Genomic DNA, 16,583 nt, shown 5'->3' with positions numbered 1-16,583 from the left:
TTCAATCTGCTCCAGGCGCTCCCTGCGCCTGGCAGCGAGGATAACAATCGCTTTTTCGGAAGCTGCCTGGTAGGCAATCTGCTCGCCCAGTCCGCTGGAAGCGCCGGTAATCAAGACGATTTTATCCTGCAAGCTCCGGTTGGTGCGGCCCATAAGATCACCCATTGCTGAGTTTTCCGTATTTCTCCGCGATCTTAACCAGTACAGCGGTGCAGTCATCCATCGCCTGCACGCATGCGTATTCGAATTTCGAGTGATGGTTGTGGCTGCCTGTTCCTAAATTCGGGCAGGGCAGTCCCATAAATGAGAGACGAGCACCGTCTGTACCGCCGCGGATCGGAATGCTGTAGGGCTGGCCGCCTACTTCCTTGACTGCTTCAAAGGCGGTTTCAATTAAATGCCAGTGGGGCTTGATCTCTTCAACCATATTGTAATAGGAATCAGTTATCTCTATGGTTACAGTGCTTTCGCCGTATTTCTCGTTCAACCAATCGGCGATGCGCTCCATTTGCGCTTTTTTAGCTTCAAACTTGTCGCGGTCATGGTCCCGAATAATATATGTTAGCGATGCTTCCTCCACGATGCCCTTCAGGTCAATCAGATGGTAAAAGCCTTCATAACCCTCAGTATGCTCCGGCCGTTCTACTGCAGGAAGCAGACTGTTAAACTCCATGGCAATCAAGGAAGCGTTTTTCATCTGGTTTTTAGCGGTGCCTGGATGGATGTTTTTACCTTTAATGGTAACCTTGGCGGTAGCGGCGTTAAAGTTTTCATATTCCACTTCGCCGAAAGCTCCGCCATCGACTGTATAGGCAAAATCAGCGCCAAAGCCCGCAACATCGAAGCGATCAGCACCGCGGCCAATTTCTTCATCGGGAGTGAAACCGATCTTAATGGTGCCGTGCTTAATCTCGGGATTACTAAGCAGGATTTCCGCCATGGTCATAATCTCGGCTATTCCGGCCCTGTTGTCGGCTCCTAAAAGGGTGGTCCCGTCAGTAACTACCAGATCGTGACCTACATAGTTTTTTAAGGATGGGTATTGATCGGGGCTGAGGATGAGACCCTGCTCCGGATTAAGGACGATATCGCCACCATCGTAGTTTTCTACCACTCTGGGCTTGATGTTTTCAAACGGCACATCCCGCACTACATCCATATGGGCGATAAAGCCGATCACGGGTCCATCCCAGTTTTCAATATTCGCTTCAATGGTGCCGTAGACATATCCATGCTCATCCATATGGGCATCCTTGATTCCCAGTTCAAGCATTTCTTTAACTAAAGCGCGGCCGAATTCCAGCTGTTCCGGTGTGCTGGGACAAGTTTCGCTGGTGCTGTCGGATGCCGCTGCATATTCAGCGTACTTGATCAGTCTTTCGTAAGCTCGCATCTATCTGCCTCCTAAACCAAAATAACGTTATCTTATTGTTCGAGGAAAGCGATTGGTTACCTGCCAGCAGTGTATTTTTTTGGGAATCTCTAGTTTGGCCGAAACCACAATTCTGAACCGATTGATGAGATCTAATGAGCCGATTCTCCATAAGGAGCATCGGCTCTTCGAAAGGTGGATGAGGTTATGCGAGAGCATTGGTGATCAGTCTGCCCATTTCGCGGCAGCCGACCAGCTTCATACCGGGACTCATAATGTCCCCTGTGCGAAAACCGGCGTCAAGGACTGCGGTTACCGCATTTTCAATGGCTTGAGCTTCTATTTCTAAATTAAAGGAATATCTAAGCATCATTGCCGCCGAAAGTATTGTTGCAATCGGATTAGCTTTGTCCTGACCGGCGATATCCGGCGCTGAGCCGTGAATTGGCTCATACATTCCCAGTCCGCCTTGGCCGAGGCTGGCAGATGGCAGCATGCCGATGGAGCCGGTAATCATGCTCGCCTCATCCGACAGGATGTCTCCAAACATATTAGTGGTGACGATAACATCAAACTGGTGGGGATCCCGGATCAGCTGCATGGATGCGTTGTCGACATAAAGATGATTCAGCTCCACATCCGGATAATCCTCAGCTACTTTGATCACTACCGAACGCCACAAGCGGGAACTTTCCAGCACATTGGCTTTATCTACGTTGGTAACCCGCTTGTTCCTTTTTAAGGCAATCTCAAAAGCGGTGCGGGTGATCCGCTCTACTTCCATTATGCTGTATGCTTCAGTGTCATAGGCTTCTTCACCGTGAGGACCCTGGCGGCGGCCGCTGTCGCCGAAATAGATACCACCAGTCAGCTCACGCACTACCATAATGTCGATCCCATCGCCGATGATATCCGATCGGAGGGGACAGGCATCTTTTAAGGCGCTGTGGAGTACCGCTGGGCGCAGGTTGGCGTAAAGGCCGAGTTTTCCCCGCAGTCCCAATAATGCCTGCTCGGGGCGGATCGGACCGGTGAGGTCTTCCCATTTTGGTCCACCGACTGCTCCCAGAAGCACTGAGTCGCTGGCAAGGCAGCCGGCTAAAGTTTCTTCAGGAAGCGGCTCTCCCAGCTGATCAATGGCTGCGCCGCCGACCAAATACTCTTTAAACTCAAAGCTGTGGCCGTAGAGTTCACCTATTTTATTGAAAACAGCGCAGGTCTGCTCAATTACCTCTGGACCAATGCCATCGCCAGGTAAAGTTGCAATCACAAACTTCATCTAAGTCTACTCCTTCTGCTCTTTGATATAGCGCAGCAAACCACCCGCTGCGATCAAATCCTGCATAAACTCAGGAAATGGCTCCGCCCGGTAAGTTTCACCGCGGGTTTGGTTGACGATTTCGCCGGTATTAAAATCTACAGCCAGGACATCGCCTGCTTGAACTTTCTCGACGGCCTCGAGACATTCCAAAATCGGCAGTCCGATGTTGAGCGAGTTGCGGTAAAAGATGCGGGCAAAGGTAGCGGCGATTACGACCGAAATACCTGCTGCTTTGATTGCTAGGGGCGCGTGCTCCCTCGATGAGCCGCAGCCAAAGTTCTTTCCGGCTACGATAATATCTCCTGCCTGAACTTTTTGAATAAACGCTTTGTCAATGTCCTCCATGCAGTGCTGCGCCAGCTCCTGCGGGTCAGAGGTGTTTAAATACCGAGCCGGGATAATTACATCAGTATCAACATTGTCACCGTATTTAAAAACTGCGCCTTTGACATTCATGAAACCACCTCCAAGTCAGCGATTTCCTCCGGACTGGTGATTCTGCCGGTAAGGGCAGAAGCAGCAGCTACTGCCGGGCTGGCCAGATAGACCTCCGATTCGGGGTGGCCCATGCGCCCAACGAAATTGCGGTTGGTAGTGGCCACAGCCCGCTCTCCAGCAGCCAAAATGCCCATATGTCCGCCCAGACATGGACCGCAGGTGGGCGTGCTGACTACAGCGCCGGCTTCGATCAGCTGTTCGATCAGCCCTTCCCGCAGCGCTTGGAGATAGATCTTCTGGGTAGCCGGGAACACAATTACCCGCACTCCTGTGGCGATTTTCCTGCCTTTTAGAATTCCAGCTGCAGTCCTAATATCTTCGATGCGTCCATTGGTGCAGGAACCGATTACTACCTGATCGATTTTGATATCCCCAACCTCATCAATGGTGCGGGTATTATCAGGAAGGTGGGGAAACGCCAGGGTAGGACGCACCTTGCTTAAATCAATGGTGTATTCCGCTTCATATTCAGCGTCAGGATCAGCCTCATAAACTGTACACGGTCTGGTAGAATGTTCCTTGACATAGGCCAAAGTCTTGTCATCTACCGGGAAAATACCGTTTTTAGCTCCTGCTTCAATGGCCATGTTAGCCATGGTAAACCTAGAATCCATGGATAAATGAGCAATACCATCACCCACAAACTCCATGGAGCGGTAGAGGGCGCCGTCAACACCGATCAGGCCGATGATGTGGAGAATAATATCCTTGCCGCTGACCCATTTTCCGGGTTTGCCGGTGAGTGTAAACTTGATTGCTGCCGGCACTTTAAACCAGGCTTTGCCCGTGGCCATCGCGGCAGCCATATCCGTACTGCCGATTCCTGTTGAAAAAGCGCCTAAGGCACCATAAGTGCAGGTGTGGGAATCAGCGCCGATAATAACATCGCCCGGAACTGCCAGGCCTTTTTCGGGTATCAGGGCGTGCTCAATGCCCATTTCACCGACTTCAAAATAGTTCTCGATCTCTTTCTCATGGGCAAATTCTCGGATGTATTTGCACTGCTCCGCAGCTTTAATATCCTTATTCGGAGTAAAATGATCCGGAACGATTGCGATTTTTTGTTTATCAAACACTTGATCAAAGCCCATTTTGCGAAACTCATTCACCGCCACGGGCGTTGTAATGTCGTTGCCGAGCACCAGATCAAGATCGGCCATGATTAACTGCCCGGCTTTAACTTCCGAAAGACCAGCGTGCGCAGCCAATATCTTCTGCGTCATGGTCATTGCCATTTCATTACCTCCCAGCGTTACATATAAATGCGCATCTTTTCTTCCATATCCTTCAGCAGCTTGTGCTCCATTGAGTCCACTAGAGCAATCCAGCTTGCTTCAATAATGTCCGTGGAAACACCCACAGTGGTCCAGGAATCGGTGCCGTCAGTCGAATCAATTAATACCCGCACTTTAGATGCAGTAGCAGTCTTGGTATCCAGAACCCGCACTTTATAGTCGGTTAAATGAACTTTCTTCAGTTCCGGATAGAACACTTCTAAAGCTTTCCTTAGAGCACGATCGAGTGCGTGGACCGGTCCCGCTCCGTCAGCAGCAGTGATTTCTTCCTGTCCATCTACTTCCAGCTTTACCATGGCACTGGAGCTGCAGCTGCCGTTGATATTGCTGTCCCCGATAATCCTAAAGTAGATTAGATTGAAGAAGGGACGGTATTTGCCGAGGTGCTTGCGGACCAAGAGTCTAAAGCTGCTTTCTGCGCCTTCAAATTGATAGCCCTCGTGCTCCAGTTCTTTGAGCTTATTGATCAGCTCTTCCGTTTCCACCGAATCTTTAGTCAGGGAAGGATCCACTGTCTGCAGTTTGGCAAGAATGGTGCTGCGCCCTGCTACCTCAGACATGAGCAGGCGGCGCTCGTTGCCGATCAGCTTGGGATCAATATGCTCAAAGGAGCGGGAGGCTTTGTTGACTCCGTCGATGTGCATGCCGCCTTTGTGGGCAAAGGCACTTTTGCCTACATAGGGATCCCGCTCATTAAATTGGACATTGGCGATTTCAGCGATCGTGCGGGCGGTGAGGGTAAGTTTTTCCATCTGCTCCGGTGGAATGCACCGATACCCGGATTTCAGCTGCAGATTCGGGATAATGGTGCACAGATTAGCGTTGCCGCACCGCTCGCCAAAGCCGTTGATTGTACCCTGAACATGGACTGCGCCGGCCTCTACAGCCATGATGGAGTTGGCCGCAGCCATTCCACCGTCATTGTGGGCGTGAATACCTACATCTACGCCATTTCCAGCGAATCTTTTAACTACAAGCTTAGTAATTTCATAGACATCCATTGGGAATGTGCCGCCGTTGGTGTCGCAGAGAACCAGAACCGAGGCACCACCTGCCACTGCGGCTTCAAGTGTCTGCAGCGCATATTCAGGATTGTGCTTGTAGCCGTCAAAAAAATGCTCTGCGTCGTAGATAACCTCTCTGCCGCGCTCTTTAAAAAACTGGAGCGTTTCCCGAATCATGTTCAAGTTTTCTTCCAGGGTGGTTTGAATGATGTCGGTGACGTGGAAGTCCCAGCTCTTACCAAAGATGGCAACTGCCGGAGTATTGGCGGTCAGCAGAGATTTTACATTGCGGTCATCCCAGACCGAGATGTCTTTGCGCCGGGTGCTGCCAAAAGCGGTAAGCTTGGCATTTTTAAGTTCCAGCTCGCTGACCCTGGAAAAGAATTCCAAGTCTTTGGGGTTTGAGCCCGGGTTTCCCGCCTCAATGTAGCTTACACCCAGCTGATCCAAGGCAGAGACAATTTTTAACTTGTCAGTGACGGAAAAGGAGATGCCTTCCGCCTGGGCACCGTCTCTTAAGGTAGAGTCAAAGATCTGAATCTGTCTAAAACTGTCAGTCATCGGCATCAATCCTCTTTGTGTATCTTAATTCGTCAAGCATTTTATTGATGGCATTGAGATAGGCCTTAATGCTCGATTCAATAATATCAGTGCTTAAACCCCGGCCAGTGTAGAGCTGACCGTTCTTAGCAATTTTCACGATTACTTCGCCTTGGGCGTCTTTACCCTCGGACACAGCATTGATTGTAAATGTATCGAGCTCAAACTCGATACCGACAATTTGATCGATCGCTCTAAAGGCGGCGTCAATAGGACCATCTCCGGTGGAGACCGCTTCTTTCGGGAAGTCGAGGGTATCCAAATGGACCGTGGCGGTAGCAGTGATGGTATTGCCGCTGTTAATGACAAAGCGTTTAAGGCTGTATGTCTCCGGAATGGTGAAGGTTTTCTGCTGCACCAAGGCTTCGATGTCCAGATCAGTAACGATTTTTTTCTTATCGGCGAGGCGCTTAAACTGCTCAAAGGCAGTGTCAAGTTCTTCCCTGCTCAGCTCATAACCGAGGCTGAACAGCCGATCTTCAAAGGCATGGCGTCCGGAATGCTTTCCTAAAACCATTCTGTTTTCTGTTAATCCGATCGCTGCCGGAGTCATAATCTCATAGGTGCTTTTGTTGGCTAGAACGCCGTGCTGGTGAATTCCCGATTCGTGAGCAAAAGCATTAGCACCGACAATCGCTTTATTGGGCTGCACCGCAACACCGGTGATAGAGCTCAGCAAGCGGCTGGTCCGGTATATTTGGGTAGTATCGATCCCGGTATCAGCATTGTAGAAATCACGGCGGACCACTAAGCCCATCACAATCTCCTCCAGGGCAGCATTGCCCGCCCGCTCGCCGATGCCGTTAATGGTGCATTCAATTTGGTTCACACCGGCCTTAACTGCGGCCAGGGAATTGGCTACTGCCAGCCCCAGGTCATTGTGGCAGTGGACTGCCACATCAACCTGATCAATATTGGGCACCTTTGCGAAAATGTTCGCAAGCAGCTCCGTAAACTCCCACGGCGTAACATAGCCGACTGTATCCGGAATATTGATGACAGTAGCCCCCGCATTAATCACAGCTTCGATTACCCGGAACAGAAACTCCGGATTGCTTCTGGTAGCATCTTCTGCCGAAAACTGCACATCGGGGCAGTACTTTTTGGCATATTTAACCATCTCCACAGCCTGTTCCAGAACCTGCTCAGGTGATTTGCGGAGCTTATACTGCATATGGATGTCGGAAGTGGCGAGAAAGGTGTGAATTCTGGGACTTGCTGCTTCCTTAACCGCTTCCCAAGCAGCATCGATATCCTTAGTCAGAGCCCTGGCCAGGCTGGCAACTTGGCATTCCCGGATTTCTTTCGCTACAGCCTGAACTGCCAGGAGATCGCCGGGAGAGGCGATGGCAAATCCGGCTTCGATTACATCAACCTGAAGCTTTTCCAACTGCCTGGCCATCTCCAGCTTTTCCTGCAGGTTCATGCTGCATCCCGGGGACTGCTCACCATCCCGGAGAGTAGTGTCAAAGATTTTAATCACAGCAGCCATCGGCAATCCCTCACTTTTTCAGCCAGCTCATCATCTTCCTGAGTTCTTTTCCTACTTCCTCAATCGGATGAGCGGCTTCAATTTCCCGCATCTTATTAAACTGCGGCCGCCCGACCTGGTTCTCCAGCAGCCAGCTGCGGGCAAACGCGCCTTCTTGAACTTCCTGAAGCACTTTTCGCATTTCGTCCTTGGTGTCTTCGGTGATAATCCGCCGACCGACCATGTAATCCCCATACTCGGCGGTATCACTGATGGAGTAGCGCATGTAAGCTAAACCGCCTTCGTTAATGAGGTCAACAATTAACTTCAGTTCATGGAGGCATTCAAAATATGCGCTTTCAGGCTGGTAACCCGCTTCAACCAGTACCTCGAAGCCGGCTTTGATTAAAGCAGTAACACCGCCGCACAAAACAGCCTGCTCGCCAAAAAGATCGGTTTCGGTTTCTTCTTTGAATGTGGTCTCCAGAATTCCGGCTCTAGCACCGCCGATCCCCGCCGCATAAGCCAAGGCCAGTTCTCTGCAGCTGCCGGTGGCATCCTGATGAACTGCAATCAAGCAGGGTACGCCTCTGCCCTCCAGGTACTGGCTGCGGACAGTGTGTCCCGGACCTTTGGGTGCCACCATAAAGACGTTGACATAATCCGGGGGCACAATCTGACCGTAGTGAATATTGAACCCGTGGGCAAAAGCCAATGACTTGCCAGGTGTTAGATTAGGCTCAATGCTTGATTTGTAGAGGGAAGCCTGCTTTTCATCGTTTACCAAAAGCATGATAATATCAGCGGCTTTGGCCGCATCTGAGCTTACCATCACTTTTAGGCCGGCTTCTTCAGCAGCCTGCCAGGATTTGCTGCCCTCATACAAGCCAACGATGACATTAACGCCTGATTCATGGAGATTGAGGGCATGGGCATGCCCCTGGGAGCCGTAGCCAATCACCGCAACAGTCTTGTCTTTCAGCAGATTTAAATCGCAGTCATGCTCGTAGTAAAGTTTTGCCATCTTAAATTTCCTCCTGTGTTAAGATATTTTGATCGCCGCGGTGCAGTCCGATCAGGCCGGTTCGGACCACTTCCAGAATTCCATGAGGGGACAGTAGATCCACAAGAGCCTGAATCTTCGGCCGATCGCCGGTAATTTCAACCGTCATGGACTGCGGCGCGATATCGACTATTTTTGCCCGGAACACATCAATCACATCAGAGATTGTGGCTCGGGTGCTGTCATCAGCCTTAACTTTCAGCAGCACCAGTTCCCGGTATACTGATGCATCATCGGGCAGAATCGCTACTTTTAAGACATCCACCAGCTTGCTGAGCTGTTTGGTAATCTGTTCGAGGATTGCGTCATCCCCATGGGCAACGATTGTCATCCGGGAGACGGTAGGGTCCAGTGTTTCGCCCACCGAAATACTGTCGATATTGTAGCCTCTCCGGCTGAACAGTCCTGCAACCCGGCTCAGCACTCCTGAATGGTTGTCAACCAGAACCGAAATTACATAGCGCTTCATTGGCTCACCTCCACAATCAGCTCATCTACAGCAGCTCCGGGAGGTAAGAAAGGATAAACCTTGTCTTCCGGATCGATTTCGCAGTTGATCACTACGGGACGCTTAGCGTTAAGCGCTGCAGTGAGCACTTCGTCTACATCTTCTTTCCGAGTTAAGTTAAATCCAACTGCGCCGTAGGCTTCAGCGAGCTTAACAAAGTCGGTGCTGCGCTCAATGATCGATTGGGAAAAGCGGCCGTCATAAAAATGGTCCTGCCACTGCTTCACCATGCCCAGAGCGCGGTTGTTGAGGATCACTACGATGATCGGCAGCTCGTATTCTACAGCGGTGGCCAGCTCATGGCAGTTCATGCGGAAACTGCCATCTCCCGCGATGTTGATTACGGTTTTGTCCGGATTGCCGATTTGCGTCCCGATCGCCGCTCCGAGCCCAAATCCCATGGTTCCCAATCCACCGGAAGAAATAAAGGTGCGGGGTCTGCTGAAATGGTAATACTGGGCGGCCCAGATTTGGTTTTGGCCTACTTCCGTGGTGATGATCGCCTCACCATTTGTGAGGGCATAAACCCGCTCCACAATGTGTTGGGGGCGAAGAATCCCGTCTTTGTAAGCGAGGGGATATCTGCTCTGCCATTCGTTAACCTGACTCAGCCAGTCGGTTGTATCAGCCAATTCTTCACCATCCATGGCTTCCAGCAGCTTCTGCAGGGCAATCTTTACATCCCCGATGATATAGCCGTGGGTTTGGATATTCTTATTGATCTCAGCGGGATCAATATCAATTTGGAGAATCCTGGCATTAGGCGCAAACCGCTTGGGATTGCTGACAACTCGGTCGCTGAACCTGGCTCCAATGGCAATTAACAGATCGCATTTACTGGCGCAGAGGTTGGAGGTTCTGGTTCCATGCATCCCGATTAATCCGCAGAAGTAGGGATCGTTACCGGGGAAAGCTCCCAGTCCCATTAAGCTGGATGCAACCGGCGCCTTAATTCTGTGCACAAATTCCGCTAATTCCGGTCCGGCATCAGATTGGACCGCTCCGCCCCCGACATAAACGAAGGGACGCGAGCTTTCTTTCAGCATTGTGACAGCATTCTCAACTGCTGCCGAAGTAATATGCTTTGTGTGGCGCTCAATCGGCTTTGGTGTTTCTCTAGTGTATTCCGCTTTCTGAGCGGTAATGTCTTTCGGAATGTCGATCAGCACCGGTCCGGGCCGTCCGCTCTGGGCGATGGAAAAGGCTCTGCGGACAACGCCGGCCAGCTCTTCCACATTTTTGACAATAAAATTATGCTTGGTGATGGGCATGGTAATGCCGGTGATATCCACTTCTTGAAAACTGTCCTTGCCCAAAAGCGGCAGAGCCACGTTGCCGGTGATGGCAATTAACGGAACTGAATCCATATAGGCAGTGGCGATGCCGGTTACTAAATTAGTAGCGCCAGGACCGGAGGTAGCCATGCAGACCCCGACTTTACCCGTGGATCGGGCATAGCCATCAGCTGCGTGAGCTGCGCCCTGTTCGTGGGAAGGCAGATAATGGGTAATCCGATCCGAGTACTTGGCAAGAGCGTCATAAATATTTAACACTGCACCTCCGGGATATCCGAAGATTGTATCTACCTGCTGTTCCAATAAACATTCAATGAGAATTTCTGCACCTGTCAGCAGCATCTTGTCACCCCTTTACTTTAATACCGCTCCATATTTTGCTGAGCTAACCATCCTGGCGTATCTGGCTAAGTAGCCGTGCTGCACCTTTGGCGGAGGAGCCTGCCAGGCTTTTTTCCGTTCTACTAATTCCTCCTCGCTGACTTTTAGTTCAATAGTGCAGGCGTTCATATCGATTGAGATCAAATCACCATCCCGGACCAGGGCAATCGGTCCGCCTTCAGCCGCTTCCGGCGAGACATGCCCGATCGATGCTCCTCGGGTGGCACCGCTGAAGCGGCCATCGGTGATCAGCGCTACATCTTTATCTAAACCCATACCCGCAAGGGTTGAGGTGGGAGCAAGCATTTCCCGCATTCCCGGCCCGCCTTTAGGACCTTCATAGCGAATTACCACTACGTCTCCCTTGTTGATCCTGCCTCCGAGGATCGCCTGACTGGCTGCTTCTTCTGAATTAAATACTCGCGCCGGTCCTGTGTGGACCAGCATTTCCGGGGCTACTGCCGAACGCTTCACGACACAGCCATCGGGAGCAAGATTTCCGGTCAAAACTGCGATTCCGCCGGTGGGACTGTGAGGTTGATCAATCGGCCGGATCACTTCCGGATCCAGATTTTTGGCATTGGCGATGTTTTCGCCCACTGTGCGTCCGCTAACGGTAATCAAATCGAGGTTAAGGAGCTCCTTTTTGCTGAGCTCGCTCATTACTGCCTGCACTCCGCCAGCTAGGTAAAGATCCTCGATATAATAAGGACCCGCAGGGCTGAGTCGGCAGAGATTCGGTGTGCGGGCGCTGATTTCATTGGCGATGTCTAAATCGAGCTCTATTCCTACCTCGTGGGCAATTGCCGGAAGATGAAGCATGCTGTTCGTCGAGCAGCCGAGAGCCATATCGACGGTGAGGGCATTGATAAATGCTGCTTGGGTGAGAATATCCCGAGGTCTGATCTCGCGGGACAGCAGCTCCATTACCGCTCTTCCAGCTTCCTTGGCCAAGCGAATTCTCTCGGCATAAACGGCCGGGATGGTACCGTTACCCGGCAATCCCATTCCCAAAACCTCTATCAGGCAGTTCATGCTGTTGGCTGTAAACATTCCGGAGCAGGAACCGCAGCTGGGACAAGCAGTATCCTCACACGCTTTCAGTTCTTCCAAGGTCATGGTTCCAGCCTGCACAGCTCCCACTGCTTCAAACATCGTCGATAAGCTCATGCGGTCGCGGTCACTGCGTCCTGCTAGCATCGGTCCGCCGCTAACCACCACAGTTGGTATGTTGAGGCGCCCTGCCGCCATCAGCATTCCGGGGACGACTTTGTCGCAGTTGGGAACCATCACCAGCGCGTCGAATCCATGGGCCACAGCCATTGTCTCGATGGAGTCGGCAATCAATTCACGGCTGGCAAGAGAATAGTGCATTCCCGTATGTCCCATGGCAATTCCATCGCAGACAGCAATTGCTGGAAACTCAATGGGTGTGCCGCCGCCCATCCTTACTCCCGCTTTGACCGCCTCGACGATGCGATCTAGGTGAATGTGGCCGGGGACGATTTCATTTTGGGCATTGACAATGCCAACCAGCGGAGCTGCAATTTCGGCGTCGGTGTATCCCATTGCTTTGAATAATGAGCGGTGAGGTGCTCTTTCCAGTCCTTTTTTGACTATATCGCTGCGCATTACTAATCCTCCAAATCCAAACAAATTTATTGCGATTTTAGACATTTTACTCACCAATAGTAGGCAAGATGAACATTTTGGTGTAAAATTATAACGAAATTCGTCTAAAGGTATTTAGCTGATTACAGTTCTCTTTAGAAAGGCTTAGTCCTTCATTAAAATTGTAAGATTTAGGTAATATTATGGATAAATTAAAGGCAAGGCAATGTTTGCAGGTGAAAGTGAAGGGAAGCAGAATACTTTACTAATTAAATCCAAAATGTGGGGGATTCAATATGCAGATATTCAAACGCTTAGAAACAGACGATTATGAGCAGCTGGTCTACTGTTACGATGCTGCGGTCGGATTAAAAGCCATCATCTGCATTCATGATACGACTTTAGGTCCGGCTTTAGGAGGATTGAGAATTAGGGATTACCAATCAGAAGAAGAAGCGGTGGAAGATGTGCTCCGCTTAGCCCGAGGCATGACTTATAAGAGCGCGGCGGCCGGCTTGAATCTCGGCGGCGGCAAGGCTGTGATCATTGGTGATCCGAAGAAAATTAAAAGCAGGGAGCTGTTCCATGCTTTCGCCAGGTATGTCAACACTTTAAACGGACGCTACATTACCGCTCAAGATATGAATACTACCCCTGAAGACATCAGCTTCATTCACGAAGTTACTGATTACGTGGTGGGCATAGCGGAAAAGAGCGGTGACCCTTCACCAATTACCGCCTATGGGGTGTTTCGCGGCATCCTGGCGGCTGTTAACTGGGTGTTCGGCACTGATGATCTTAAGGGTAGAGTTGTGGCTGTTCAGGGATTAGGAGCGGTAGGATATCGGCTCTGCCGACTGCTGCATGAAGCGGGAGCAAAACTAATCGTTACCAATCGGTCACCCGAAAAGGTGGAACAGGCTGTGGAGGAGTTTGGCGCCCAGGCAGTTGCACCGGAAGAGATTTACAGTGTGGAATGCGATGTGTTTGCGCCGTGCGCTGTCGGTGGAGTAATCAATGAAACCACCATTGAGCAGCTTAACTGCATCATCGTGGCCGGATGCGCTAATAATCAGCTGGCTGACAGCTCCTATGGAGAGCGCCTTATGGAGAGGGAGATCCTGTATGTCCCTGATTATGTGATTAACGCCGGTGGGGTAATCAATGTTTATGAGGAACTTCAAGGTTATAACGAGGCCAATGCTGTGAAAAAAGCAGCCGCAATTTATGACAGCGTCCAGAGGATCATTGAAATCGCGGTTCGCGATCAGATTTCTACCAGCAGAGCGGCTGATCGCCTGGCAGAAGAGAGAATTAACGCTAAGAAGCGGGCAGACTGAGGAGGTCTTATTGATGGGCAGAGCAGCTAAAACAATTCTGATCTGCGCGGTACTGTTAATCGCTGTGGCTCTCAGCGCAGCAGCAGAGGTAACAGTAAATTTCACTAAAAAAGATCTTGATCCCGGCTTCCATACAGCAGGTCCGGCAGTGATTAATCTCAGTCCTGATGGGATCACTGTCTCTGGTTCTGGTGTGGAGGCTGTCGGTTCTACCGTCCGAATTTTAGCGGCAGGAACATATATAATCCAGGGTAAACTTGAGGATGGGCAGCTTGTTGTGGAAGCCGGCGCTAATGATGATGTGCAGCTCGTACTTAACGGTGTCAGGATAGCATCAGCATCTACCGCCCCGATTTATGTGAGCAGCGCTGATAAAGTGATTCTAACTCTTGCTCCGGGAACAATCAACACCATCACAGATGGAACCAGCCCAACAAGCGATTCCGCTGCAGATGATATCAACGCCGTAATTTTCAGCAGGGACGACCTGACCATTAACGGCGCAGGAACCCTAATAGTTAACGGCAATTACCGCCACGGCATTGTCAGTAAAGATGACCTGAAAATAGTGTCCGGAACGATTGAGATAACCGCAGTTGGGGATGGCCTAAAAGGACGGGATCTGGTCGCTGTCAGAGGCGGCCAAATCACAATCACCGCTGGACAGGATGGGATTCAATCCAACAACGATACGGATCCGAGCAGGGGATTTGTTTACATTGAAAATGGCAGGATTGACATTACCGCGGAGCTTGACGGAATCCAGGCGGAAACCGATTTGCTCATTAAAGGCGGTACTGTCACAATTAAGTCGGGTGGAGGCAGTGCTGTTTCCAGCAATCTTTCCAGCTGGGGCATGTGGGGAAGAGGAATGCCTGCTCCAGCAGCCAGTTCGCCCAGTGCAAAAGGGCTAAAAGCAGGTGTGGGCATTATCATCGATGGGGGCAGCATTACCATTGATTCATCGGATGATGCAGTTCATGCCAATGGTCAAATTACCATAAATGGTGGTTTGATCAGCATCAGTTCTGGTGATGACGCCATTCACGCTGATTCAAGCATAACCATCAATGGTGGGGAAATAGCCGTTGCGCGCTGCTATGAAGGCTTGGAAAGCACATTCATTACCATCAACGATGGCATGATCCGCATTGCCGATGCCCGCGATGACGGTATCAACGCTGCCGGAGGGGTGGATGCATCCGCAACAGCCGCCCGACCCGGGCGAAATCCTTTTATGTCAGAGGCGTATGGAGCGCTGACCATTAATGGCGGCTGGGTAGTTATCAGCGCAGAGGGTGATGGAATCGATTCCAATGGCGATATCACCATGACAGGCGGAACAGTCATTGTCCACGGACCAGCAAGCGGATTTAACAGTGCCCTGGATTATAACCGCGAGTTTATAATTGAGGGAGGAATTCTAGTTGCAGCTGGAAGCGCCGGAATGGCCATGGCACCAAGTGCCAATTCCAGCCAGAAATCAATCGTAGTTACTTTTAACTCTTATCCTGCTGATGAGTTGGTTCACATAGCCACCAGCGATAATAACGAACCGATTATCACATTTAAGTCCAGTAAAACTTTCCAATCACTGGTTGTATCGACACCGCAGGTACAAACCGATACAAATTATGTGATTTACCGGGGAGGCACTCATACAGGGACAGAGCAGGATGGGCTCTTCACTGATGGCACCTATACTCCCGGAACGCAGATTGGCACAGTCAGCGCTAATCAGAGTCAAAGCCAAGGTTGGCCCGGATTCCCGGGCATGCCAATGCCGCCGGGACCTTGGGGCAGAAGGTTTTAATCACCAAGGGCTGAGAGGATCAGCCCTTTTTTTCTGCCTATAATTAAAGCTAGCTTTGGCAAGAACGCTGCGATTTCCGGAAAGACAGTGGAGACATACCTTCCATCTGCTTGAATGCGGTTGAAAAATGAGCTCCGCTCACAAAGCCGCACTGGCGGGCTACTTCTTCCATGGGCAGCTTTGTGGCGGCCAGCATGTACTTTGCCTGCCGGTGGCGGCATTCCATAATGTATTTATGGGGAGATTTGCCGACAAGCTTGGTGAAAATCTTCTGCAGATATGAAGGACTGACATAAATAGCGTCACTGATATCCTGGACTGTAATGTGGCTGGGGAAATAGGTTTCAATATATTCGATTGCGTGGCGAACAATGGCTTCTGCGCTGTCAGAGGGGGATCTTCTCGACTGGATTATGCATCGGGCATCCCTGATAAGCTGGATGGCGATGCGGTTTTCCAAGCTGCTCAGCATCAGCGAACATGAGTCTTCGTAAAACACTACTTCATGGATAAAGGCGTTGAGGGCTTCTAAGAGTAAACGGCTGTATTTAGGCTGATGGGTGTCAAATCTAAGTGTCCCTGAATAGCCAAGGTTGCGGTAGATATTAGTCATAAATTCCGGTAAAACACAGACGGTAAGATAATGGGCTGGAGCTGCTGCGGAATTAGAACTGATCTGGAGGTCGTCACCGGGAGCGAGGCAGATTAGATCCCCTTTACGAAACTGGTGTTCTTGATCTCGGATGACAGCTGACGGTGGATTTGTAAAGCAGAGGATAAAATAATATTCTTTCTCGTTTAATTTCAGGTTCCACTCACGCTGCTCAGGGATAAAAACAGCTGTGTGCTTTGACAGCACCTCTTTAGGAATGTGGCGGATAAAATAGTCGAAGCTGTTCATTTTCGGTCCTCCGGATCTCGTATTTGCTTCGAGTTGCGCCTGCAGATTTAAGATTATTCATAACATCCAGAAATCCCTTTGTTAACATCGTCTGCTGGGAATGATTTTTT

14 protein-coding genes are annotated in these 16,583 nt (G+C 50.5%); 2 read left to right on the top strand and 12 right to left on the bottom strand.

Annotated features, from left to right (window positions below; genetic code table 11):
* The 11 genes from GX019_08410 to ilvD all read right to left on the bottom strand — a co-directional run.
* Positions 1-153 (bottom strand): SDR family NAD(P)-dependent oxidoreductase (locus GX019_08410; protein ID HHT37181.1); only part of this gene is annotated, 153 nt, incomplete at its 3' end.
* A 4-nt stretch (positions 154-157) separates the two neighbouring features.
* Positions 158-1,393 carry a peptidase T gene (gene pepT / locus GX019_08405; protein HHT37180.1) on the bottom strand — a complete coding sequence of 412 codons (1,236 nt, stop codon included), beginning with the start codon at positions 1,391-1,393 and terminating at the stop codon, positions 158-160.
* Between the two features lie 184 nt (positions 1,394-1,577).
* Positions 1,578-2,651 carry a 3-isopropylmalate dehydrogenase gene (leuB, locus tag GX019_08400; protein ID HHT37179.1) on the bottom strand — a complete coding sequence of 358 codons (1,074 nt, stop codon included), beginning with the start codon at positions 2,649-2,651 and terminating at the stop codon, positions 1,578-1,580.
* A 6-nt stretch (positions 2,652-2,657) separates the two neighbouring features.
* The gene (leuD, locus tag GX019_08395) at positions 2,658-3,149 is read right to left on the bottom strand and encodes a 3-isopropylmalate dehydratase small subunit (GenBank protein ID HHT37178.1); all 492 of its coding nucleotides are present in this window, start codon (positions 3,147-3,149) and stop codon (positions 2,658-2,660) included.
* Entirely contained in the window at positions 3,146-4,426 is a 1,281-nt protein-coding gene (leuC, locus tag GX019_08390; protein HHT37177.1) for a 3-isopropylmalate dehydratase large subunit, read from the bottom strand. Before leuC ends, leuD begins: the two co-directional genes overlap by 4 nt.
* Positions 4,427-4,443: 17 nt before the next feature.
* On the bottom strand, positions 4,444-6,051 hold the full coding sequence (locus GX019_08385; GenBank protein ID HHT37176.1) for a citramalate synthase: 1,608 nt from the start codon (positions 6,049-6,051) through the stop codon (positions 4,444-4,446).
* Positions 6,044-7,582, bottom strand: coding sequence for a 2-isopropylmalate synthase (locus GX019_08380; GenBank protein ID HHT37175.1), 1,539 nt, complete (start codon positions 7,580-7,582; stop codon positions 6,044-6,046). Before GX019_08380 ends, GX019_08385 begins: the two co-directional genes overlap by 8 nt.
* A gap of 10 nt (positions 7,583-7,592) precedes the next feature.
* Entirely contained in the window at positions 7,593-8,585 is a 993-nt protein-coding gene (ilvC, locus tag GX019_08375; GenBank protein HHT37174.1) for a ketol-acid reductoisomerase, read from the bottom strand.
* A 1-nt stretch (position 8,586) separates the two neighbouring features.
* Complete coding sequence (gene ilvN, locus GX019_08370; GenBank protein HHT37173.1) at positions 8,587-9,093, bottom strand: acetolactate synthase small subunit; 507 nt, start codon at positions 9,091-9,093, stop codon at positions 8,587-8,589.
* Positions 9,090-10,769 (bottom strand): biosynthetic-type acetolactate synthase large subunit, encoded by a 1,680-nt coding sequence (gene ilvB, locus GX019_08365; protein HHT37172.1) that lies wholly within the window; start codon positions 10,767-10,769, stop codon positions 9,090-9,092. Before ilvB ends, ilvN begins: the two co-directional genes overlap by 4 nt.
* A 12-nt stretch (positions 10,770-10,781) precedes the next feature.
* Positions 10,782-12,440, bottom strand: a complete 1,659-nt coding sequence (gene ilvD, locus GX019_08360; GenBank protein HHT37171.1) for a dihydroxy-acid dehydratase — start codon at positions 12,438-12,440, stop codon at positions 10,782-10,784.
* A 275-nt stretch (positions 12,441-12,715) separates the two neighbouring features.
* On the opposite strand from ilvD, the gene GX019_08355 reads away from it, so the two are divergent.
* Positions 12,716-13,759, top strand: coding sequence for a Glu/Leu/Phe/Val dehydrogenase (locus GX019_08355; protein HHT37170.1), 1,044 nt, complete (start codon positions 12,716-12,718; stop codon positions 13,757-13,759).
* 13 nt (positions 13,760-13,772) lie between these two features.
* On the top strand, positions 13,773-15,572 hold the full coding sequence (locus GX019_08350) for a carbohydrate-binding domain-containing protein (GenBank protein HHT37169.1): 1,800 nt from the start codon (positions 13,773-13,775) through the stop codon (positions 15,570-15,572).
* Between the two features lie 49 nt (positions 15,573-15,621).
* Here the strand turns inward: GX019_08350 and GX019_08345 are convergent, their stop codons facing one another.
* Positions 15,622-16,473 carry a helix-turn-helix transcriptional regulator gene (locus GX019_08345; GenBank protein HHT37168.1) on the bottom strand — a complete coding sequence of 284 codons (852 nt, stop codon included), beginning with the start codon at positions 16,471-16,473 and terminating at the stop codon, positions 15,622-15,624.
* Between the last annotated feature and the right edge of the window lie 110 nt (positions 16,474-16,583).

The organism is Bacillota bacterium, from assembly GCA_012837335.1.
Taxonomy (GTDB): domain Bacteria; phylum Bacillota; class Limnochordia; order Darwinibacteriales; family DTU012; genus DTU012.
The sequence above is the reverse complement of the archived record's forward strand: the minus strand, read 5'-3'. Positions and strand labels throughout refer to the sequence as shown.

Coding starts and splice junctions, on each gene's coding strand:
- pepT (HHT37180.1), bottom strand. CDS start 1,393: ATGCGAGCTTACGAAAGACTGATCAAGTACGCTGAATATGCAGCGGCA.
- leuB (HHT37179.1), bottom strand. CDS start 2,651: ATGAAGTTTGTGATTGCAACTTTACCTGGCGATGGCATTGGTCCAGAG.
- leuD (HHT37178.1), bottom strand. CDS start 3,149: ATGAATGTCAAAGGCGCAGTTTTTAAATACGGTGACAATGTTGATACT.
- leuC (HHT37177.1), bottom strand. CDS start 4,426: ATGGCAATGACCATGACGCAGAAGATATTGGCTGCGCACGCTGGTCTT.
- GX019_08385 (HHT37176.1), bottom strand. CDS start 6,051: ATGACTGACAGTTTTAGACAGATTCAGATCTTTGACTCTACCTTAAGA.
- GX019_08380 (HHT37175.1), bottom strand. CDS start 7,582: ATGGCTGCTGTGATTAAAATCTTTGACACTACTCTCCGGGATGGTGAG.
- ilvC (HHT37174.1), bottom strand. CDS start 8,585: ATGGCAAAACTTTACTACGAGCATGACTGCGATTTAAATCTGCTGAAA.
- ilvN (HHT37173.1), bottom strand. CDS start 9,093: ATGAAGCGCTATGTAATTTCGGTTCTGGTTGACAACCATTCAGGAGTG.
- ilvB (HHT37172.1), bottom strand. CDS start 10,769: ATGCTGCTGACAGGTGCAGAAATTCTCATTGAATGTTTATTGGAACAG.
- ilvD (HHT37171.1), bottom strand. CDS start 12,440: ATGCGCAGCGATATAGTCAAAAAAGGACTGGAAAGAGCACCTCACCGC.
- GX019_08355 (HHT37170.1), top strand. CDS start 12,716: ATGCAGATATTCAAACGCTTAGAAACAGACGATTATGAGCAGCTGGTC.
- GX019_08350 (HHT37169.1), top strand. CDS start 13,773: ATGGGCAGAGCAGCTAAAACAATTCTGATCTGCGCGGTACTGTTAATC.
- GX019_08345 (HHT37168.1), bottom strand. CDS start 16,473: ATGAACAGCTTCGACTATTTTATCCGCCACATTCCTAAAGAGGTGCTG.